Below are 21,839 nucleotides of genomic sequence, written 5' to 3' on the forward strand. Positions count from 1 at the left end.
GGGCAGCTTGCTAGACCCGGGGCCGGGAAGGTGCAAGGGGGATTGCGCTGCCGCCGCGCGGATCAACCCGGCTGCGGTGCCGGGTTTGGTTTCGGTTTCGGGCGAAAGCGGCGGAACCAGGCCTCGAGCGTGCGAAAGCTGGCCTCGGCGATCAGAACCGACAGCAGGCTGTAGACTGCGAGCAGCGCCCAGTCATTCGCGACCCCCGCCAGGCCAAAGGCGCGGTTGGCGATGTCGAGCGCGATCAGATGATAGAGATAGATGCCATAGCTGATGGCCCCCACCCGGGCGATCATCGGTTGCCGCAGCAGGCCCAGCCCGCCATTGTCCTCGCGCAGGACGAGCGCGGCGAGGGTTGCGGTCATCAGCGAATGGATCAGCAGGTTGGGCCAGCCGCGGATCTCGGCCGGGGTGAGGTGAATGGCGAGCGCGAGCAGGGCAAGGCCCACAAGCGCGGTCCAGCGCCCACCCAGCACCCGCGCGGCCAGCGCATGGCCACGCGGGTGGTCGAGCGCGAGCGCGAGCAGCGCCCCCATGATGATCGGCGCATAGGTGGCATTGGGCAGTTTCAGGGTCAGCGGGCCGATCTGTGGTGCGCAGAGGCCGAAAACCCCCATGCTGCCCAGCACATTCGCCGCCACCACGACCAGCGCCAGACAGACCAGCGGGCGGCGGGTAAGCAAGAGCATCATCAGCGGCCAGATCACGTAATATTGCTCTTCCACCGACAGCGACCACGTGATCGAAAGCGTGGGGATATGGTCGGTCAGGAAATTCGACAGGAAGAGGTAGTAAAACGGCACCAGGTCGGCGAGATCAGAGCGCCCGTTGAGCCCGACATAGTAGACCGAGACCGCCGAGACCACGAAGACATAGACCGGCAGGATGCGCAGCGCGCGGCGGATATAGAAATCCCGGATCGAGAACTTTCCATATTCCCGCGCCTCGCGCAAAAGCAGCGTGGTGATCAGAAAGCCGCTGAGCACGAAGAAGAAATCGACACCGAGAAAACCGCGCGAAAGTATTTGTATCGCTTGCAGATCTCCGGGGATCGCGTGATGCCAGAGTACCATCGAGATGCAGACGAAGCGCAGCCCGTCGAGATTGGCGAAATGGCGACGCCCCAGATACTCGCGAAAGTCCAATGCCCGTTCCCGCGCCGCTACGCCCCCGAGATCAGACCCTACTGCGGCACCGTGGCCCGATCAAGCATGACGAGGGGCCAACGCGGAAACACTGCTGCAACGCCGCAGAAACAGGCAGGCTCTCGGCGCGTCGGCGGCCTGGCCCCCGTGGCCATTCGACAGGCGCGCGAGACGGTCGTGACATGGCTCGTGCATGGCCGTCTTGAACGGCTCTGATTTCAGCCTGGCGCTGGATAAGGTCGTGCCGGACGGGGGGGCATCGACGCCGTGACCGGCGTGATCGCGGGCCAGCCTGGTGCGGTATTGGGCAAGCTGGTGGACGAGGCCGATTTTCGACATGCTGGTGATGGGTGCCTATAGCCATAGCCGCATCCGTAGCCTGATCATCGGCTCGACCACCACCGAGATGGTGCGCTCGTGCAAGGTGCCGGTGGTGTTGATGCGCTGAGCCCCCGCCGGGTCTCAGCGATCCCCGCGCAACTGGTCGAGGACCGGATCGCGCACCAGCACCAGACGCCAGAAATTCGCCTCCGCATGGATCAGGTTGCGTGCGGGGCTGTCGGGGTCCGCGCCGGTGGTAATGACGGTGGCCATATCGGCCAGAACCTCGGGGTTGCGGCTGAAATAGCTATGGCTGGCTTGCCCCGTGACCGCGCTCACATTGATGAAATGCACGTTCCGGATACGCCGGAAGATCTCGCGCTCGGCCTCGCCCAGATGGTCATAGGACAAGCGGCCAAACCGCATGCCGGCCATCAGAAGCTGCGCAAAGCCAAGTGCGCTGTCATCGGGGTTCATGTAGACCGTGATCCGGCCAAAGGCGGGGCCGAAGCGTTCCGCGATCAGCCGTTGCCGCACCACCGAGAAATCGAGATCGGGCGCCGCGAGGATCAGCGTCTCGACCCGCAGGCTGTCCCGCGGATCGCGCCCGGCGGCACGCGCCTCGATCACCAACTCGCGCAGCGCCGTGGTCACCACATCGCTGCCCCGGCTATGGGCCACGATATGAATGCGGCCCAGCCCAGGCAGGCCGCTCAGCAGGCGCAGCGTCTCCTTGAGGTGAAAGATCGAGAACTCGCCGCTCTCGCGATCCTTGAAATAGCCGAACGGGCCGGGATTGCCCGACGGCCAGCTATAGGCCACCGGCAGTGCCTGCCGGTCGATCGCCTGCCAGAGCCGGGCCGTGGTCTCCAGCGTATTCTCGAAACTGCTGTTGAAGCCGTGCACATAGAGCAGGATGTCGCGCCCCGGCGTGGCGCGCAGGGCCCGGCCCAGCGTGTCACTCATCCGCGCGCCCGCAGCCTCATAACGCCGCATCGCCCCGGCATCGGGCACGATCACGCCCGCCTCCTGCGTAAAGAGCAGTGGCGTTGCCGGAAAACGCACCACCTCGCGCACCGCGCGCAACTCGGGGCCGGGGGGCGCGGTCTCGACCTCAGCGATGCCAAAGCCCATGGCCGCATCGCGGCGTGGTGTGTAGGTGATCACGCCCGCCTGCGTCGCGGTCGTGGCACGGTCGGTCACATAAAAGAGCGGCGATTGCGGGGCCGTATCCCCCGGCATCACCGGCAGCGCCGTGGTCCCGCCGCAGGCCGCCAGCCCGATAAGGGCCATGATCGAGACAAGACGCGCGCAAAGACGCATGATCGACCCCTCGCAATGCTCCGACGCCTCCACTATGACGCATCCCGCGCCCCGGACAAGAGGCGATGCCCCGAACGGCACAGTGATGTGACGGCGGTTCCGGGTCACGCGCAACCCATTGCCCCCGCCGCCCATGACCGCTATCACCACCCCCGATCAACCCCCCAAACCAGCGGAGCGGCACGACCATGGCAGCCTATCAATATGTCTATCACATGCAGGGCGTCTCCAAGACCTACCCGGGCGGCAAGAAGTGCTTTGAGAACATCCATCTCAGCTTTCTGCCCGGCGTGAAGATCGGCGTCGTCGGTGTGAACGGCGCGGGTAAATCCACCCTGATGAAGATCATGGCCGGCCTCGACACCGACTTCACCGGCGAGGCCTGGGCCGCGACGGGGGCCCGCGTCGGCTACCTCCCGCAGGAGCCGCATCTCGATGAAAGCCTCACCGTGCGCGAAAACGTCATGCTGGGGGTTGCCGCCAAGAAGGCCAAGCTGGATCGCTTCAACGAACTGGCGATGAACTACTCGGATGAGACCGCCGACGAGATGGCCCAGCTTCAGGACGAGATCGACAGCGACAACCTCTGGGATCTCGACGCCCAGATCGACGTCTCGATGGAGGCGCTGCGCTGCCCCCCCGACGAGGCCGACGTCACCACCCTCTCGGGCGGCGAGAAACGTCGCGTGGCACTCTGCAAGCTGCTGCTCGAAGCGCCCGACATGCTGCTCCTGGACGAGCCGACCAACCACCTCGACGCCGAAACCATCGCCTGGCTGCAACAGCACCTCATCGACTACAAGGGCACGATCCTGATCGTCACCCATGACCGCTATTTCCTCGACTCGATCACCGGCTGGATTCTGGAGTTGGACCGCGGCCGCGGCATCCCCTACGAGGGCAACTATTCCGCCTGGCTGGAGCAAAAGGCCAAACGGCTGGAGCGCGAGGCCAAGGAAGACAAGTCCAAGCAGAAGACGCTGGAACGCGAACTGGAATGGATGCGGCAGGGGGCCAAGGCGCGTCAGGCCAAGCAAAAGGCCCGGATCAACGCCTATAACGAACTGGCGAACCAGTCCGAGCGCGAGAAGGTCGGCCGCGCCCAGATCGTCATCCCCAACGGGCCGCGTCTCGGCTCCAAGGTGATCGAGGTCGAGGGGCTGAAAAAGGCCATGGGCGACAAGCTCCTGATCGAGGATCTCAGCTTTTCTCTGCCCCCCGGCGGCATCGTCGGCGTGATCGGCCCCAACGGCGCGGGTAAATCCACCCTCTTCAAGATGCTCACCGGGCAGGAAAAACCGGACGAAGGCAGCATCGACTACGGCGACACGGTGGAGCTGAGTTATGTCGACCAGTCCCGCGATGACCTCAAGGCAGACGAGACCGTGTGGGAGGCGATCTCCGGCGGGGCCGAGATCATTCAGCTGGGCGACGCCCAGATGAATTCCCGCGCCTATTGCGGCGCGTTCAACTTCAAGGGCGGGGATCAGCAGAAAAAGGTCTCGCTGCTATCGGGCGGCGAACGCAACCGGGTGCACATGGCGCGGCTGCTGAAAGAGGGCGGCAACGTGCTCCTGCTCGACGAGCCCACCAACGACCTCGACGTTGAAACCCTGCGCGCTCTGGAAGACGCTCTCGTCGATTTCGCCGGCTGCGCCGTGGTCATCTCCCACGACCGCTTCTTCCTCGACCGCATCTGCACCCACATGCTCGCCTTCGAGGGCGAGGCCCATGTCGAATGGTTCGAAGGTGCGTTTTCGGATTACGAGGAAGACAAGAAGCGGCGGTTGGGGCCGGACGCGCTCGAGCCGAAGCGGGTGAAGTATAAGAAGTTTGCGAGGTAGTCGTCATCCCCGACTTGATCGGGGATCTCTTGGCCATGGAGATCCTCGGGTCAAGCCCGAGGATGACATTTAGTGCGCCGACTGATGAGCTACCTCTGTGCTTCATCGGCGCGCCTACGGCGGTAAATGTGGGAGATGAAGTTTGCGACCTTGACTGACATAACAAAGTTGCGTCACGGTCCCAAAGCTACCCGAAGAAACATTGACAGACTGCACGCACGTGTTGCGCTAAATGACGGCAGGAGTGGAGGGCAGCATAATGTTAGAGTGGGTTCACCGCTTTGCTGATACTTTGGGGTGGGCGATGAGCAAAGCGGACTTCCTTCCAATTGGTATTGGAAAAGGACTACTTTTTTTGCTTACACTTTGGCTCATAGCCAGCGCTCTTTTTATATTTTCATACATTCGATACCGTATTTTTGGTGGTGAACCGCCTGACGATTTTGCCTATTATTCTGTTCCTTCATTTTTCATTATTCTATTGATGGGCGGTATTTTAGCCATAAACCTTTTCACAAGATAAAGGCGCAAGGCCCGTCGCGCGATTGCCGACGCGCGCGGGGGCGATCCGACGGGGGATCGGGGCACTTTATCTCGCCGTATCCGAAGAACCTCGATCCGGCGCACCCAGCCTCACCAAATCGCCGCCGCGTGGGGGCGCGTCATGCCGGAGGCATGCTTTCAGTATGACGATCGCGCGGCGGGCCTGGCGGCCCTCGATTCCGCGCGAAGAAGGCGCTCATGAGGGCAGGCTGGGTCACGCCCAACCATGTCTCTGAAAAACTATCCCAAACTCACCGCCGCGTAATCGACGGCCGCAACGCGCGCGTCGACCATCACCCGGCGGGCACCGTTTTGGGCTGGAAACCATGTCGAGTGGCCTGACCTGTTCTGCCCCGTCTCGATAACCGTGATTGCTTCATGCAAATTGGAACCGACCTTCTGAAGTTCGGCTAAGCTACGAACGAAATCGCTCGATAGCACAGCGAGGGTCAGAATCCTCGATCCGGTAATGGGAATTCTCAGACGGGAGTCCTTGGACAACCCGTTGGCCGGATGATGCGGCGGTTACCGCGAACAGATACCGACGCGGAAGGTGCAGAACGCGCCAAGGCTGCTGCATTCTTCCATGGCGTTGGTACGGGCTTTGTTCCGGCTCGGGCCAAGCCCAAGATGTGCGGTGCCGCTACGAGAGGTCGCAAGTGCGCCACAGCCGCCGTCAAACACTTCGACTGCCGTACACTTCGCGCCGCAGCCGCGAGCGGCACGTTTATGGGCGCGGGGTGCAGTGGCCTGATCGGCGGCGTAGCCCGCCGCGCCGTCCGAGCCCACCGCGACCGCGTTCCAGCAGGTGCCGTATTTGCAGGCAGCGGCAGGACCGGCGGCGAAGATTAGCGTGCTGGCGAAGGACGCGAAAATGAGCTGGGCCACGTGACGGGTATGCATGAACGGTTTCTTTCAATTGAGATAACTGAATTCTGGCAAATGAGATAACTGAATTCTGGCCGATTTTGCGCCCGTTTTCAAGGCTGAACTCACCAACCCGGCCTGAAGTGACACTTAGGTGCTCCCGGATTTGTCGACGCTTTGCCTGGGATTTTCGGGCCGCAAGGAGCCGCGTGTGGAGTCATAACAGTATCGGGTGATGTTTTTCTGGGCACCGGCAGGACGCGCCGATTTCCCGCGATGATGCGGCTATCCGCTTCACCCCGGCCCCCCGACGCGTTAGAAGACCGCCAGAGCAAGACAGGAGAGAGCATGTCCGAACCCGTCGTCCTGTGTATCCTCGATGGCTGGGGGTTGAGCGCGCGCACCGAGGCGAATGCGCCGCACCTGGCGCGAACGCCGAATTTCGACCGGCTGATGGCGACCTGCCCCAATGCCACGCTGATCACCTACGGCCCCGATGTGGGCCTGCCGCGCGGGCAGATGGGCAATTCCGAGGTGGGCCATACCAATATCGGTGCGGGGCGCGTGGTGGCGATGGACCTCGGGCAGATCGACCTTGCCATCGAGGATGGCAGTTTTGCGCGCAACGAGGCTTTGCTGCGGTTCATCGCCAAGTTGCAGGAGAGCGGCGGCGCGGCGCATCTGATGGGGCTGGTGTCGGATGGCGGGGTGCACGGGCATCTGCGCCATATCGTGGCCGCTGCCCGGGTGATCCGCGCGGCGGGTGTGCCGGTGATCCTGCATGCGATCACCGACGGGCGCGATGTCGCCCCGCGTTCGGCCCGCAGTCATCTGGCGCGGCTGATCGAGGATCTGCCCGATGGCGTATGTATCGCCACCGTGACCGGGCGCTATTTCGCGCTTGACCGCGACAATCGCTGGTCGCGCGTGCAGGAAGCTTATGAGGCGATGATGCGGGGACAGGGCCTGCGCGCCGCCGATCCGCGCATGGCCGTGACCAATGCCTATGCGCGCTCCGAGAGCGACGAGTTCATCGCCGCCACGGTGATCGGCGATTACCGGGGGGTGGCCCCCGGTGACGGGCTGTTCTGTCTCAACTTTCGCGCCGACCGGGCGCGCGAGATATTACAGGCGATGGTGGATCCGGGTTTTGACGCCTTTGATCGGGGTGCGGTGCCCGAATGGGCCGCATGTCTCGGTATGGTGGAATATTCCGAGGCGCATAACGCCTGGCTCGACACGGTGTTTCCCTCGCGCGACATCGTCAACACGCTGGGGGCCTGGGTCGCCGATCACGGGTTGCGGCAGTTTCACCTCGCCGAGACCGAAAAATACCCGCATGTGACCTTTTTCCTCAATGGCGGCAAGGAAGAGCCGGAGGCGGGCGAGACACGCTATATGGCGGCGTCGCCGGATGTGGCGACCTATGATTTGCAGCCCGAGATGTCGGCGACCGAGGTCACCGATCATCTGGTCGAGGCTATCCGCGAGGGGTATGACCTGATCGTCGTCAACTATGCCAATCCCGACATGGTTGGTCATACCGGCGATCTGAAGGCCGCGATGGCGGCGTGCGAGGCCGTGGATGCGGGGCTTGGCCGCGTGCTCGACGCGCTGGAGGCGGCAGGCGGCGCGATGATCGTGACCGCCGATCACGGCAATTGCGAGGTGATGGTCGATCCCGAGACCGGCGGGCCGCATACCGCGCATACGCTCAACCCGGTGCCTGTCATCCTTGTGGGCGGGCCCGACGGCGCGCAGTTGCGCGAGGGCGGGCGGCTGGCCGATCTGGCACCCACGGTGCTGGCGCTGATGGGCCTGCCGCAGCCCGGCGAAATGACCGGCGAGAGTCTGCTGGCATGAGGGCGCTTTGGGCCTGCGTCGTGTTGGTTGCGCTGGCGGCGATGCCGGTCGCAGCAGACGAGCCATCGGTCGCGGCGCGTGCGGCGGTAGATCAGCTGAATCGGGCGGCCGAGCAACTGGCGCAGGCTGAGGGTGCGCAGAACCGCGTAAAGGCGCTGACGCAGGTGGTCGGGGCCTATGAGGACGGGCTGGAGGCGATGCGCGAGGGATTGCGCCGCGCCGCGCTGCGCGAACAGGCGCTTGGCGCGGAATTGCAGGCACGCGAGGACGAGATCGCGCGGCTTCTGGGTGTGTTGCAGACCTTGGGTGCGGCCCCGGTGCCGGTGCTGATGATGCACCCGTCAGGGCCAGTGGGCACCGCGCGGGCGGGCATGATCCTGTCCGAGGTGGCCCCTGCGCTGGATACCCGCGCGATGGATCTGCGCGACAAGGTGCAGGAACTGAGCGTGCTGCGGGCCTTGCAACAAAGCGCGGCGGACAAGTTGCAGGACGGGTTGGAGGGCGTGCAGGCGGCGCGCACCGCGCTGAGCGAGGCCATGGCAGAGCGCACCAGCCTGCCGCGCCGTTTCACCGAGGACCCGGTCAAGACCGCGCTGCTCATTGCCTCGACCGAGACGCTGGAGGGCTTTGCCAGCGGGCTAAGCGAGATCGCGGTGGACGAAGCCCCCGGAAGCCTGCCCGAGATCACCCCGCGCAAGGGCAATCTGGCGCTGCCGGTCGAGGGGGTCGTCCTGCGCCGGGCGGGCGAGGCCGACGCGGCAGGAATCACCCGGCCCGGCATCGTTTTGGCCACGCGGCCCCGCGCGCTGGTCACCACGCCCGCACCTGCGACGGTGCGCTATCGCGGCCCCTTGCTCGACTACGGAAATGTGATCATTCTGGAGCCGCAGGCCGGGATTCTTCTGGTGTTCGCCGGTCTCGATGTTGTTTATGGTCAGACCGGTCAGGTCCTGCCCGGGGGCAGTCCGGTGGGCCTCATGGGCGGGGCGGGCGCGGACGGCGATCTGCTTCTGGCCGCTGATCCGCCGAAGGCGGGTGCCCAAAGGAGCCAGACGCTCTATATCGAAGTGCGTCAAGACAATTCACCGGTGGACCCGCTTACGTGGTTCAGAACCGACAAGGAAGACTGAGACATGAGAAAATTCCTGATGGCCGCATCCGTCGGCATCCTGACAGGCGCGATTGCGACGACGCAGGTGGCGGCCCCCCTGCTGGCGCAGGAGAGCGCGAAGTCGAGCAATGTCTATGAGCAGCTCGATCTTTTCGGCGACATCTTCGAGCGTATCCGCGCGCAATATGTCGAGGAGGTCGAGACCAAGGACCTGATCGAGGCCGCGATCAACGGTATGCTGACATCGCTCGATCCGCATTCCAGCTATCTCTCGCCCGAGGATGCCGAGAACATGCAGGTGCAGACGCGCGGCGAGTTCGGCGGACTGGGCATCGAGGTCACGCAGGAGGACGGCTTTGTCAAGGTGGTCTCGCCGATGGATGGCACCCCCGCCGATCAGGCCGGCATCGAGTCGGGCGATTTCATCACCCATGTCGATGGCGAGAGCCTGCTTGGCCTGACCCTCAACGACGCGGTCGAACTGATGCGCGGCCCAATCGGCAGCGAGATCGTGATCACCGTAGTGCGCGAGGGCGAGGCGGAGCCGTTCGACGTGTCGATCATCCGCGACACAATCGAGCTTACGGCAGTCCGCTCGCGTGTGGAACGCGATGCGGTGGTACTGCGGGTGACCACCTTCAACGACAACACCTATCCCAATCTCGAAAGCGGTCTGAAAGAGCAGATCGAGGCGCTTGGCGGGATGGAGAACGTGAGCGGCATCGTGCTTGATCTGCGCAACAATCCCGGCGGTCTGCTGACGCAGGCGATCAAGGTGTCGGATGCGTTCCTCGACAAGGGCGAGATCGTGAGCACGCGGGGCCGCGATCCGCAGGATGGCGAGCGCTTCAACGCGACCGAGGGCGATCTGGCGGGCGGCAAGCCCATCGTGGTGCTGATCAACGGCGGCTCTGCAAGCGCGTCTGAGATCGTCGCAGGTGCCCTGCAGGATCATCACCGCGCCATCGTTGTGGGCACCAAGAGCTTCGGCAAGGGCTCGGTGCAGACGGTGATGCCGCTTCGGGGCAACGGCGCGATGCGTCTGACCACGTCGCGGTATTATACACCGTCGGGCCGGTCCATTCAGGCGCTCGGGGTCAGCCCCGATATCCTTGTGCAGCAGCCGCCGCGCCGCGAGGAGACGGAGGAAGAGCAGGAGATCCGTCCCGGTCGTTCCGAGGCCGATCTGCGGGGCCGTCTGAATAATGACAGCCTGAGCGAGGACGAGATCAAGCAGATCGAAGAGGACCGCGCCCGCGCCGAAGAGGCCGCCAAGCTGCGCGAAGAGGATTACCAGCTGGCCTATGCCGTGGATATCCTGCGCGGATTGTCGGTCATTGGCGGCAGCCAGCAGGCGGAATGACCTGCCCGCGCGTGTGAAAAGAAAAAACCCGTCCAGCTTGCAGCGGACGGGTTTTTTCGTTCCGAAATGCGGCAGCGGCCGACCGTATGATCAGGCCAGCATCACCATCGGGTTCTCGAGGTTCTCTACGATCTGCTTAAGCAGGTCTGCGCCCATGGCCCCGTCGATCACCCGGTGATCGACTGACAGGGTCACGGACATCACCGTGGCCACGGTCAATTCGCCGTCCGCCCCCACCACCGGCTTTTTCTGCCCCGCGCCGACGGCGAGGATCGCGCCATGCGGCGGGTTGATCACGGCGTCGAAATTCTCGATCCCGAACATGCCGAGGTTGGAGATCGCGAAGGTCCCGCCCTGGTATTCCTGCGGCGCCAGCTTGCGGTCGCGGGCGCGCTTGGCCAGGTCCTTCATCTCTGCCGACAGCGCCGACAGCGATTTCATCTCGGCATCCTTGAGGACCGGCGTGAACAGCCCGCCCTCGATGGCGACGGCGACGGCCACGTCCGAGGGTTTCAGTTTGAGCACCTTGTCGCCGGCCCAGACGGCATTGGCATCGGGCACCGCCTGCAACGCGAGCGCACAGGCCTTGATGATAAAGTCGTTGACCGACAGTTTCACGCCGCGCGACTCAAGCTGCTTGTTGAGGTCCCCACGGAATTTCAACAGCGCGTCCAGCTTGATTTCGCGGCGCAGGTAGAAATGCGGTACGGTCTGCTTGGCCTCGGTCAGGCGCGCGGCGATGGTCTTGCGCATCCCGTCAAGCTTGACCTCCTCGAACTCGCGGCCTTCGTACATCGCCATGACGGCATCCGACGAGGGGCCCGAGGCCGGGGCAGGGGCCTTGTCCGCCGGTTTGGCGGCCTCCTTGGCGGGCGCCGCTGCGGGCTTGGCACCCTCCACATCGGCACGCACGATGCGGCCATGCGGGCCGGAGCCCTTGATCTGGCCGAGATCCAGCCCCTTTTCCGCAGCAATCCGGCGGGCGAGGGGCGACGCGAAGATACGCTCGCCGCTGTCGTTCTTGGGGGCTGCCGGGGCAGCGGTGTCGGACTTGGCAACCGGCTCGGTGGTCTTGCCTTTGCCGGAGCCCTCGCCGCCCTGTGTTTCGCTGGTCTTTTCGTCCTTGGCGGGCTCTGCCGCATCGGCTGATTTCGGGGCGCTCCCCGAGTCGCTGTCGATATCGTCGGCGCTTTCGCCTTCCTCCAGCAGAACGGCGATAGGGGTGTTGACCTTGACCCCTTCGGTGCCGTCCTCGATCAGGATCTTGCCGATGGTGCCTTCGTCCACGGCCTCGAATTCCATCGTGGCCTTGTCGGTCTCGATCTCGGCCAGAAGGTCGCCCGCGTTGACGGTGTCGCCCTCCTTGACCAGCCATTTGGCGAGCGTGCCCTCTTCCATCGTGGGCGAGAGGGCGGGCATGAGAATTTCGGTTGGCATCGCGTCGCTCTCCTTACCGGTAGGTCACTTGGCGCACGGCGTCGATCACCTCGGCGGTCGAGGTCAGCGCCAGCTTTTCGAGATTGGCCGCGTAGGGCATCGGCACGTCCTTGCCGGTGCAGTTGATCACCGGCGCGTCGAGATAGTCGAACGCCTTTTGCATCAGCACCGACGAGATGTAGCTGCCGATCGAGGGGGTGGGCCAGCCTTCCTCGACGGTGACGCAGCGGTTGGTTTTCATCACCGACTGGATCACCGTGTCGGTGTCCATCGGGCGCAGGGTGCGCAGGTCGATCACCTCGGCGTCGATGCCGTCCTCGGCGAGTTTCTCAGCGGCCTCCAGCGCGTAGGTCATGCCGATGCCAAAACTGACGATGGTCACGTCCGCGCCGTCGCGCCAGATCTTGGCCTTGCCGAAGGGGATGGTGAAATCATCCATCTTGGGCACCTCGAAGGACTTGCCGTAGAGGATCTCGTTTTCGAGGAAGACCACCGGGTTCGGGTCGCGGATTGCGCTTTTCAGCAGGCCCTTGGCGCAGGCGGCGGAATAGGGCTGCACGACGCGCAGGCCGGGGACCTGGGCATACCAGGCGGCATAGTCCTGACTGTGCTGGGCGCCGACGCGGGCGGCGGCGCCGTTGGGGCCACGGAAAACGATGGGACTGCCCATCTGTCCACCCGACATGTAAAGCGTCTTGGCGGCGGAGTTGATGATCTGGTCAATAGCCTGCATGGCGAAATTCCAGGTCATGAATTCGACGACGGGGCGCAATCCGCCCCAGGATGCACCGACGCCGATCCCGGCAAATCCGTGCTCGGTGATCGGCGTGTCGATCACACGTTTCGCGCCGAACTCATCCAGAAGGCCCTGGGTGATCTTGTAGGCCCCCTCATATTCGGCGACCTCCTCGCCCATGACGAAGACCGTGTCGTCCCGGCGCATTTCCTCGGCCATGGCAGTATTGAGCGCCTCGCGCACCGTCATGGTCTGCATCTCGGTGCCTTCGGGCCAGTCCGGGCTGGTGTCGGATTTGGGGGCAGCGGGGGCCTTGGCCTCGGCGGGGGTGGATTTCTGCTCGTCGGTGTCGCTTTGCTTGGCTTTCGCGGCCGGGGCGTTTGATGCGGTGTCGATATCGTCGGCGCTTTCGCCTTCCTCCAGCAGAACGGCGATAGGGGTGTTGACCTTGACCCCTTCGGTGCCGTCCTCGATCAGGATCTTGCCGATGGTGCCTTCGTCCACGGCCTCGAATTCCATCGTGGCCTTGTCGGTTTCGATCTCGGCCATGATGTCACCGGCATTGACGGTGTCGCCTTCCTTGACCAGCCATTTGGCGAGGGTGCCTTCCTCCATCGTGGGGGAGAGGGCGGGCATGAGAATTTCGGTTGCCATTGTCGTCTCTCCTCCTCAGGCGTTCTGCGGTGCCACGTCGGCGATGATGTCGGTCCAGAGTTCGTCCGTTGCGGGCTCCGGGCTTTCCTTGGCGAAATCGGCACTGGCGTTGACGACTTCCTTGATTTCCTTGTCGATGGCCTTGAGATCCTCTTCGGAGGCATGGCCACCGGAAATCAGCAGGTCGCGCACATGTTCGATGGCGTCTTTCTCCTCGCGCATTTTCTGCACCTCCTCGCGGGTGCGGTACTTGGCCGGGTCAGACATCGAGTGGCCGCGATAGCGGTAGGTCTTGATCTCCAGGATATACGGCCCCTTGCCCGAACGGCAGTGCGCGACGGCCTTGTCGCCGGCCTCTTTCACCGCGAGCACGTCCATGCCGTCGACCATCTCGCCGGGGATGCCGAAAGCTTCGCCCCGATGGTAGATGTCGGGCGAGGAGGTGGAGCGTTGCTGCGAGGTGCCCATGGCGTATTGATTATTCTCGATCACGAAGACCACCGGTAACTGCCAGAGGGCGGACATGTTGAAGGTCTCGTAGACCTGACCCTGATTGGCCGCGCCATCGCCGAAATAGGCGAAGGTGACGCGGTCGTTCTCGAGGTATTTGTCGGCAAAGGCGAGACCTGCGCCGAGCGGCACGTTGGCCCCCACGATGCCATGACCGCCGTAGAACTGCTTTTCGGTCGAGAACATGTGCATCGAGCCGCCTTTGCCGCGACTGTAGCCATCCTCGCGACCGGTGAGTTCGGCCATCACGCCCTTGGGGTCCATCCCGCAGGCGAGCATGTGGCCGTGATCGCGGTAGGTGGTGATGCGCTTGTCGCCCTCGTCGGCGGCGGCCTCGAGGCCGACGACGACGGCCTCCTGCCCGATATAGAGATGGCAGAAGCCGCCGATCAGCCCCATGCCATAAAGCTGGCCGGCCTTCTCCTCGAATCGCCGGATAAGCAGCATGTCGCGGTAATATTGCTTGAGTTCATCTGCGGAAACGTTTGGTTTCTTTGCGCTTTTCCGGGTGGCCATGGGTGGGCAACTCCTTGTTGGCGAATATAGTTTAGCATTAAACCATTTCTTACACCAATCGCGCCCACGTTGCGAGGGTGAATTTGGCCCGGGCGGCGCGCCCTAGACGTGCTGCGCGCCGTTGATCTCGATCTCGGTGCCGGAAATGTAGGAGGAGCCTTCGGTGCAGAGGAAATAGACCGTATCGGCCACTTCCCTTGGCTCGCCCAATCGGCGCATCGGCAGGCGATCGGCCAGATCCTCGGTGCCCGGCGACAGGATCGCGGTGCGGATCTCACCCGGCGCGATGGCGTTGACGCGCACCCCCAAAGGTCCGAAATCATGCGCCATTTCACGGGTTAGCGCGGCCAGCGCCGCCTTGGAGGTGGCATAGGCGGCCCCTGCGAAGGGATGCACCCGTGCGCCCGCGATAGAGGTCACGTTGACCACGGCCCCTTTGGCCGCCGCCAACTCGTTTTTCAGGCTGCGCGCCAGCACCACGGGGGCAAAGAAATTGACGTGAAACACCTGCCCCCATGTGCGCAGATCGGTGCTGATCGTATCAAGCCGCTCACCCTCCGGCCCTTTGGGTGAAATGCCCGCATTGTTGACCAGCGCGTCGAGCCGCCCACCCAATTTCGCGCGGATCGCCTCGACCTTCTCGATCACGTCCTTGGGATCGGCAAGGTCGATCTGGATATGGTTGTCTTCGCCACCGCCCCAGGGGCATTCGGCGGGAAAGGGATGCCGCGAGCATGTGATCACCCGCCAGCCTGCGGCGTTGAACCGTTGCACCGTGGCGTGACCGATCCCCCGGCTCGCCCCGGTCAGAAGCAATGTCCGCTGTTCAGTCATGCCCGTGTCCTTTCCTGATGCCTTGCGCTGACCCTAGCGCAGCGGGGCGCAGGTGCAACGGCCCTTGGCAGGGCATTGCACAACGGCTAACAAGGCGCGCATGCCATGCCGGAGACAAGGATGAAGGCCAGAGACATGAACCGCGACTGGATCGCCACCGCCCGCACCCTCTCCGAGGCGCTGCCCTATCTTCAACGCTATACCGGCGCGATCGTCGTGATCAAGCTGGGTGGCCACGCCATGGGCAGCGACGAGGCGATGGAAACCTTCGCCCGCGACGTGGTGCTGATGAGCCAGGTCGGCGTCAACCCGGTGATCGTCCATGGCGGCGGACCGATGATCAACGAGATGCTGGAGAAACTGGCGATCAAATCCGACTTCGTGAACGGCAAGCGGGTCACCGATGCCGCCACGATGGAGGTGGTCGAGATGGTGCTGTCGGGCCGCGTCAACAAGCGGATCGTGCAGGCGATCAACGGTCAGGGCGGGCGCGCTGTGGGCCTGTCAGGCAAGGATGCCGGGATGATCACCTGCACGCCGTCGAGCCCCGATCTGGGCCTTGTCGGAGAGCCGTCCGAGATCGACGCCGAGATCCTGCACACCATGTTCGAGGCCAATATCATTCCGGTGATCGCGCCGCTTGGGGCGGGGCGCAATGGCGAGACGTTCAACATCAACGGCGACACGGCGGCGGGTGCCGTGGCCGCAGCCCTCAAGGCTGACCGGCTCTTGCTGCTCACGGATATCGACGGGGTTCGCGATGCGTCGGGTCAGGTGGTCACCGAACTCAATGCCGATCAGATCCGCCAGATGACGCGCGACGGCGTGATCGCGGGCGGCATGATCCCCAAGACCGAGACCGCGCTTGCCGCGATCGAGGGCGGGGTCCGGGCGGTCGTCATCCTCGACGGGCGCGCCCCCAATGCGACGCTGCTGGAGCTTTATACGGAGCACGGGGCGGGGTCGCTGATCCGGGCCACCTGAGCGCCTTGTGAAAGTCGCACCGCGCGTTAGGTTCAGGATCATTGCTAGGATGCCGAGATGAGCCTGACCCAGATCACCCGCCACGCCGCCCCGCATCACCTATCGGTTATGGGCGCACTGCATCTGCGGGCGGACGAGGTGCCGGGGCATGCGACGTTGGTGCTTTTGGGGCCGTCGGAGACGGGGTTTTGGACAGCCTTCACACAGACGCCCGAATATCGCGACGGCACGCCTGACCCGATGGACCGCTGGTCAACCCGTATCATCACCGGGCTTGCCGACGGTCTCGGGGCGACGGCGCTTTTTCCCTTTGGCGGCCCGCCGTGGCAGCCCTTCACCGATTGGGCGCGGCGCAGCGGGCGTGCCTGGCCGTCGCCGGTGGGGCTATTGGTGCATGATATGGCGGGGCTGATGGTGTCTTATCGCGGCGCACTGGCTCTGCCAGAGCGGCTCGATCTGCCTGAGCCGACCCTGCGCCCCTGCGAGACCTGCACGACGCAGCCCTGCCTGACTGCCTGCCCGGTGGATGCGCTGCGCCCGGGGGCTTACGACGTGCCCGCCTGCAAGACCGATCTGGACCGTGACGCCAACGATTGCCGCGCGCGGGGATGCGCGGTGCGTCGCGCTTGCCCGGTCAGTCAATCCTACGGGCGGGAGCCTGCGCAATCCGCCTTTCACATGGGGTATTTCGGATGAAAGAGCTGATCCTGACGCGGCATGCGAAATCCGATTGGGGCGGTCCCCTGCTGCGTGATCACGCGCGCCCGCTGAACACGCGTGGGCGGCGCTCGGCCGCGGCATTGGGGGAGTGGCTTCGCGCGCAAGACCTGATCCCGGATCAGATCCTGTGCTCGTCCTCTGCGCGCACACAGGAAACCTGCACGCGCCTCAAGTTGCCGGTCTTGCCCGAGCTTTGCGATGCGCTCTATCTGGCCGAAGTTCCCGACATGCTGCGCGTATTGCGTGGGGCCATCGGTGCGCGGGTTCTGATGCTGGGCCACAATCCGGGCATCGCGGACTTTGCCGCAAGCCTCGTCGCCACGCCCCCTGCGCATGAGCGCTTCGACGACTACCCCACCGGGGCCACGCTGGTCGTGCGCTTTGACATCAATGACTGGGCAGACCTGATGCCCGGCACCGGCACGGCGCAGCATTTTGTCATCCCGCGAACGCTGAATTGAGCGCGATGCAGCCCCCGCGCTTCATCGGATCGGAGATCTATCGCGGATCGAGCTACGGTGCGCGTCACCCGCTTTCGATCCCGCGAGTGCCGACGGTGATCGACCTCTGCCGCGCCATGGGCTGGCTGCCGTCTGCGCAATACATCAACAGCCCCCGCGCAAAGTCCGATGCGCTGACCGGCTGGCACACCCAAGCCTATATCGCGGCGCTGAAAGAGGCCGAGAGGACCGGTCACGTCACCCCTGAGACCCGTGCGCGCCACCATCTTGGCACCCTATCGAACCCGGTCTTTCCGGAGATGTTCCGCCGACCGGCCACGGCCGCTGGTGGTTCGCTTCTGGCCACTGACCTGATTGCCGAGGGCGGTGCGGTCTATAATCCCGGCGGCGGCACGCATCACGGCATGGCCGACCACGCCGCCGGTTTCTGCTATCTCAACGATCCGGTTCTGGCGCTCAAGGCGCTCTTGGCGCAAGGCCTCACGCGGATCGCCTATGTCGATATTGACGCGCATCATTGCGACGGGGTGGCGGCGGCGTTTCATGGCGAGGAGCGGGTGCTAATGATCTCCACCCACGAGGCACGGCGCTGGCCCTTTACCGGTGCACTGGATGATCGGGCAGGGGGGCATGCCATCAACCTGCCGCTGCCGAGGGGCACGAATGACAGCGGTTTCGCCATGGCGCTGCATGAGGTCATGTTGCCGAAGCTACAGGCGATGCGGCCCGAGGCCGTCGTGCTGCAATGCGGGGCCGATGCGGTGGCCGAGGATCCGCTCTCGCGCCTCGCGCTCTCGAACAACGCCCATTGGCAGGCGGTGGCGCTGTTGCAGCCGCTCAGTCCCCGCCTGCTTGTCCTCGGCGGTGGCGGTTACAATCCGTGGATGGTGGGGCGGCTCTGGTCCGGGGTCTGGGCCACGCTCAACGGCTATGAAATCCCCGACCGCCTGCCCGAGCGCGCCCGCAGCGTGCTCGCTGCTCTGACATGGACGCGCCGCCCGGCATTCCCACCCGATGCTCTCATAGACACGCTGCGCGATGCCCCACGCGAGGGCGCCATCGCCGATGACCTGCGCGCTGCTATCCACACCCTGCGCGCCCGGCAAGCGGCCTGGGTCTGACAGGAAAAGGGCGGCCACCAAACGACCGCCCCTTCACCGTTCTTGAAATACTCCGGGGGAGTCGCGCCGCGCGCGACGGGGGCAGCGCCCCCACCCATGTCAATGCCCGAGGATCTGGCTCAGGAACAGCTTGGTGCGTTCGCTCTGCGGGTTGTTGAAGAACTCCTCAGGCTCGTTCTGCTCCACGATCTGCCCTTGGTCCATGAAGATCACCCGGTTCGCGACCTTGCGGGCAAAGCCCATCTCGTGGGTGACGCAAAGCATGGTCATCCCCTCCTCGGCGAGTTCGATCATCGTGTCGAGCACTTCGGAGATCATTTCCGGATCGAGCGCCGATGTCGGCTCGTCAAAGAGCATGATGCGCGGCCGCATGCACAGCGAGCGCGCGATTGCCACGCGCTGCTGCTGCCCACCCGAAAGCTGGCCGGGGTATTTGTCGGCCTGTTCGGGGATCTTGACCTTTTCGAGGAAATGCATCGCGATTTCCTCGGCCTCGCGCTTGGGCGTCTTGCGCACCCAAATCGGGGCGAGCGTGCAGTTTTCCAGGATCGTCAGATGTGGGAAAAGGTTGAAATGCTGGAACACCATCCCGACCTCGGATCGGATCCGGTCGATGTTCTTGATGTCATTTGACAGCACTGTTCCATCCACCGTGATCGAGCCTTTCTGATGCTCTTCCAGCGCGTTGATACAGCGGATCAGCGTCGACTTGCCCGAACCCGAGGGCCCCGCGATGACGATCCGCTCGCCCTGATAGACGGTCAGGTCGATGTCGCGCAGCACGTGGAACGCGCCGTACCACTTGTTCATCTTGGTGATCTCCACAGCGACCTGATCGGAGACCTTCATTTGTGTTTCTGCGGCCATGATGATGACCCTCCTTACCGATGATCAGTCTGAAGCTGACGCTCCAGCCACTGAGAATATTGCGAAATGCCGTAGCAGGTGATGAAGAACAGAAGAGCGGCAAAGCCAAAGAGTTCCCAATAGACGCCATTCCACTCCGACGAGGCGAGGATCGGGCCGCGGATCATGCCGACGATGTCGAACATCGAGATCACCGAAACCAGCGTCGTGTCCTTGAACAGGCCCACGGCGACGTTGACGATGCCGGGGATCGAGATCTTGAGCGCCTGCGGCAGGATAATGAGCTGCATCGCCTGCGCGTAGTCCAGGCCCAGACTGTCCGCTGCTTCATATTGCCCGCGCGGCAACGCCGCGAGGCCACCCCGGATCACCTCGGCGATATAGGCCGATGCGAACATCGTGATCATGATGATCACCCGCAGGATCAGATCGAATGACGTGCCCGGCGGAAGGAAATAGGCCAGCACCACGTTGGCGACGAACAGCAGCGTGATCAGCGGCACGCCGCGGATGAACTCGATGAAGACCACGCAGATCCACTTGATGATCGGCATGCTCGATTGCCGCCCGAGCGCCAGCGCGATACCGAACGGCACCGAGAGCGACACGCAGACCACGCCGAGCATGAGATTGATCATGAAACCGCCCATGTCGCGGGATGGCACCGGTTCGATGGCCAGAACGTTTTCCATCGGCCCGGTGATGAAACCCGACAGCATCCAGAAGATAAGCGCCGCCACGAAGCCTGCGATCACCGCCATGCCTGCGCTGGCCCCAACCGTGCGCTTGTAGACAAACGCACCAAGCAGCACGCCCAGCAGGGCAAAGACCGGAACGAGGACCGACCCGCCCCAGATCAGCCAATAGGCGATGAACGGGTAAAGCCCGGTGAAGATCAGCATCTTGCTCGGGAATATCTTGTAGAAGAGCAGAGGCGCGCCCGCGATAAAGAGCAGGACGAAGGCCAGACCCGGCCGCCAGTAGAGTTCCGACGGGTATTTGAACCCGAAGAGAAGCTGGTTCCACCGCTCGGAGAGCACCGCGAAACAGCCCCCCATCTTGCCGTCGAGAATGTCGCGGCAAGCGGTCAGGCTGGGGCTGTCCCAGACGCCATTGAGGAACCAGGGTGCCGCCGAGCTTGCGATCTGGAGCACGACATAGAGCGACACTACGGTCAGCAGCGTGTTGGCCGCCGAGGAAAACAGGTTTTCGCGCAGCCATTTGACCACGCCCCTTTCCGCCGCCGGGGGCGGCGCTTCGGGGAGCATGGTGCTGCGTACGAAAGCGAAATGTTCCTGTACCATGGTTCACCGCTCCTTCAACTTGATGGCGTTGTTGTAGACGTTCATCACCGCCGAAATGGCGAGGCTGATCGTGAGGTAAAACAACATCAGCATCAGGACGCATTCGATGGCGCGTCCGGTCTGGTTGAGGGTGATGCCGCCAAGCGTGCCGGTCACATCCATGTAGCCCACGGCGATGGCCAGCGACGAATTCTTGGTGAGGTTGAGATATTGTGAGATCAGCGGCGGGATGATCACCCGCAGCGCCTGCGGCAGGATCACCAGGTTCATGATCCGGCGCGGGCGCATGCCAAGCGAGGCCGCAGCCTCGGTCTGGCCCTTGCTGACGGCCTGAATGCCAGCTCGCACGTTCTCGGCAATGAAGGCCCCCGTGTAGATCGCGAGCGCGAACCACAGCGCAATGAGCGAGCCGCGAATGTGGATGCCGCCCTGAAAGTTGAAGCCTGCGAGCGCAGGGTAATCTAGGCCGATCGGCCGACCGAGGATGAAATAGATCAGGATGGTCGGCACGAAGAGGATGACCAGCGACGGCCAGCCCGTCGGAATGAGCTTGCCGGTATCAAAAAGCAGGTTGGTCGCGTAGCGGCGATAGTAGAACACGCCGAAGATCGAGGCGATGAAGGTCAGCACCACGACAAGCGATCCGGGCCCCATGATCGGCGCAGGTGTATAGACGCCGCGATTGGTGAAGGCGAACGACCCGAAGAGCATGCTCGAGGAGGGATCTTCGCCCCGGAACGCGCTTGGCGCGGGCAGCATCGCCGTCATGATGGTGAAGATGATCAGGATCCAGATCAGCACCGGCACGTTGCGGAACGCTTCGACATAGACGGCCATCAACTTGCGCACCAACCAGTTCGGCGACAGGCGCAGGATACCGGCCGTCACGCCCAAGAGGGTCGCGGTGATGCAGCCCAGAAAGGCCACGATCAGCGTATTGAGAACGCCCACGACCGACGCGCGCATGTGGCTCGACTGGCTGTCATATTCGATCGGTCGCTGGTTGATGTCATAGCCCGCCGGCTCTGCCAGAAAGCCGAAGGCGATATTCTGGCCTTGCTCGGCAAGGTTATGCACGAGATTCGCGCCAAGATAGGCCATCAGCGAGACCAGAAGCATCAAGGCGATGAACTGGAATGTATAGGAGCGATACCGCGTGTCGTAGATCAACTGCGACAGTTGGAACGACGCCTTGGGAGGGTCGGATACCGTTGTCATCTAAGTTTCCCTGTGTTTCGGCCCGGATTTTTATCGGCGTCTGCGCCGTGGGTCGATTTTTTTGAGAGATGTCAGGTGAAAAGGGCGCGGGATGATC

The 21,839-nt window shown here is 63.6% G+C and carries 19 protein-coding genes and 1 pseudogene; 10 read left to right on the forward strand and 10 right to left on the reverse strand.

Annotation, left to right across the window (positions count from 1 at the left end; genetic code table 11):
- Positions 1–62 precede the first annotated feature (62 nt).
- Positions 63–1,145: an acyltransferase gene (locus BHD06_RS04760; protein WP_139784632.1), complete on the reverse strand. Its 1,083-nt coding sequence runs from the start codon at positions 1,143–1,145 to the stop codon at positions 63–65.
- A 255-nt stretch (positions 1,146–1,400) separates the two neighbouring features.
- Here BHD06_RS04760 and BHD06_RS04765 point away from each other — a divergent pair.
- Positions 1,401–1,593 (forward strand): annotated as a pseudogene (locus BHD06_RS04765) (universal stress protein); the annotation flags it as partial.
- Between the two features lie 14 nt (positions 1,594–1,607).
- On the opposite strand, the gene BHD06_RS04770 reads toward BHD06_RS04765, so the two are convergent.
- Positions 1,608–2,789, reverse strand: coding sequence for an alpha/beta hydrolase (locus BHD06_RS04770; protein ID WP_176214278.1), 1,182 nt, complete (start codon positions 2,787–2,789; stop codon positions 1,608–1,610).
- A 188-nt stretch (positions 2,790–2,977) separates the two neighbouring features.
- Between BHD06_RS04770 and ettA the strand changes: the two genes are divergently transcribed.
- Together ettA and BHD06_RS22895 are read left to right on the forward strand one after the other, a co-directional pair.
- Entirely contained in the window at positions 2,978–4,633 is a 1,656-nt protein-coding gene (gene ettA, locus BHD06_RS04775) for an energy-dependent translational throttle protein EttA (protein WP_080455841.1), read from the forward strand.
- Positions 4,634–4,892: 259 nt separating this feature from the next.
- Complete coding sequence (locus BHD06_RS22895; protein ID WP_176214279.1) at positions 4,893–5,156, forward strand: hypothetical protein; 264 nt, start codon at positions 4,893–4,895, stop codon at positions 5,154–5,156.
- A gap of 545 nt (positions 5,157–5,701) precedes the next feature.
- Here the strand turns inward: BHD06_RS22895 and BHD06_RS04780 are convergent.
- Positions 5,702–6,079 (reverse strand): DUF4189 domain-containing protein, encoded by a 378-nt coding sequence (locus BHD06_RS04780; RefSeq protein ID WP_080455842.1) that lies wholly within the window; start codon positions 6,077–6,079, stop codon positions 5,702–5,704.
- Between the two features lie 312 nt (positions 6,080–6,391).
- Between BHD06_RS04780 and gpmI the strand changes: the two genes are divergently transcribed.
- Genes gpmI through BHD06_RS04795 form a run of 3 tightly spaced genes read left to right on the forward strand, consistent with a single transcriptional unit; the run spans position 6,392 to position 10,380 of the window.
- Positions 6,392–7,906 carry a 2,3-bisphosphoglycerate-independent phosphoglycerate mutase gene (gpmI, locus tag BHD06_RS04785; protein WP_080455843.1) on the forward strand — a complete coding sequence of 505 codons (1,515 nt, stop codon included), beginning with the start codon at positions 6,392–6,394 and terminating at the stop codon, positions 7,904–7,906.
- Entirely contained in the window at positions 7,903–9,036 is a 1,134-nt protein-coding gene (locus tag BHD06_RS04790; protein WP_080455844.1) for a murein hydrolase activator EnvC, read from the forward strand. Before gpmI ends, BHD06_RS04790 begins: the two co-directional genes overlap by 4 nt.
- Before the next feature lie 3 nt (positions 9,037–9,039).
- Positions 9,040–10,380 (forward strand): S41 family peptidase, encoded by a 1,341-nt coding sequence (locus tag BHD06_RS04795; RefSeq protein ID WP_080455845.1) that lies wholly within the window; start codon positions 9,040–9,042, stop codon positions 10,378–10,380.
- Positions 10,381–10,470: 90 nt separating this feature from the next.
- Here BHD06_RS04795 and BHD06_RS04800 read toward each other — a convergent pair whose 3' ends face one another.
- The 4 genes from BHD06_RS04800 to BHD06_RS04815 form a co-directional block, all read right to left on the reverse strand.
- Complete coding sequence (locus BHD06_RS04800; RefSeq protein ID WP_080455846.1) at positions 10,471–11,817, reverse strand: pyruvate dehydrogenase complex dihydrolipoamide acetyltransferase; 1,347 nt, start codon at positions 11,815–11,817, stop codon at positions 10,471–10,473.
- A gap of 13 nt (positions 11,818–11,830) precedes the next feature.
- The gene (locus BHD06_RS04805) at positions 11,831–13,207 is read right to left on the reverse strand and encodes a pyruvate dehydrogenase complex E1 component subunit beta (protein WP_080455847.1); all 1,377 of its coding nucleotides are present in this window, start codon (positions 13,205–13,207) and stop codon (positions 11,831–11,833) included.
- Positions 13,208–13,222: 15 nt separating this feature from the next.
- Entirely contained in the window at positions 13,223–14,233 is a 1,011-nt protein-coding gene (pdhA, locus tag BHD06_RS04810; RefSeq protein ID WP_080455848.1) for a pyruvate dehydrogenase (acetyl-transferring) E1 component subunit alpha, read from the reverse strand.
- 102 nt (positions 14,234–14,335) lie between these two features.
- A complete protein-coding gene (locus tag BHD06_RS04815) occupies positions 14,336–15,067 on the reverse strand; it encodes an SDR family NAD(P)-dependent oxidoreductase (RefSeq protein ID WP_080455849.1) in 732 nt (243 codons plus the stop codon).
- 120 nt (positions 15,068–15,187) lie between these two features.
- Between BHD06_RS04815 and argB the strand changes: the two genes are divergently transcribed.
- The 4 genes from argB to BHD06_RS04835 are packed head-to-tail and all read left to right on the forward strand — an operon-like array spanning position 15,188 to position 18,353.
- Positions 15,188–16,051, forward strand: coding sequence for an acetylglutamate kinase (argB, locus tag BHD06_RS04820; RefSeq protein WP_080455850.1), 864 nt, complete (start codon positions 15,188–15,190; stop codon positions 16,049–16,051).
- Between the two features lie 57 nt (positions 16,052–16,108).
- A complete protein-coding gene (locus BHD06_RS04825; RefSeq protein WP_080455851.1) occupies positions 16,109–16,747 on the forward strand; it encodes a ferredoxin in 639 nt (212 codons plus the stop codon).
- The gene (locus tag BHD06_RS04830) at positions 16,744–17,232 is read left to right on the forward strand and encodes a histidine phosphatase family protein (protein WP_080455852.1); all 489 of its coding nucleotides are present in this window, start codon (positions 16,744–16,746) and stop codon (positions 17,230–17,232) included. Before BHD06_RS04825 ends, BHD06_RS04830 begins: the two co-directional genes overlap by 4 nt.
- A gap of 5 nt (positions 17,233–17,237) precedes the next feature.
- On the forward strand, positions 17,238–18,353 hold the full coding sequence (locus BHD06_RS04835) for an acetoin utilization protein AcuC (RefSeq protein WP_080455853.1): 1,116 nt from the start codon (positions 17,238–17,240) through the stop codon (positions 18,351–18,353).
- A gap of 99 nt (positions 18,354–18,452) precedes the next feature.
- Here BHD06_RS04835 and BHD06_RS04840 read toward each other — a convergent pair whose 3' ends face one another.
- From BHD06_RS04840 to BHD06_RS04850, 3 genes are read right to left on the reverse strand one after another with little or no spacing between them, the layout of a single operon-like run.
- The gene (locus tag BHD06_RS04840; RefSeq protein WP_080455854.1) at positions 18,453–19,220 is read right to left on the reverse strand and encodes an amino acid ABC transporter ATP-binding protein; all 768 of its coding nucleotides are present in this window, start codon (positions 19,218–19,220) and stop codon (positions 18,453–18,455) included.
- 14 nt (positions 19,221–19,234) lie between these two features.
- Positions 19,235–20,524 carry an amino acid ABC transporter permease gene (locus tag BHD06_RS04845; protein ID WP_080455855.1) on the reverse strand — a complete coding sequence of 430 codons (1,290 nt, stop codon included), beginning with the start codon at positions 20,522–20,524 and terminating at the stop codon, positions 19,235–19,237.
- A gap of 3 nt (positions 20,525–20,527) precedes the next feature.
- A complete protein-coding gene (locus BHD06_RS04850; protein ID WP_080455856.1) occupies positions 20,528–21,742 on the reverse strand; it encodes an amino acid ABC transporter permease in 1,215 nt (404 codons plus the stop codon).
- Positions 21,743–21,839 lie beyond the last annotated feature (97 nt).

This window comes from Roseovarius sp. A-2 (genome assembly GCF_002072155.1).
Taxonomy (GTDB): Bacteria; Pseudomonadota; Alphaproteobacteria; order Rhodobacterales; family Rhodobacteraceae; genus Roseovarius.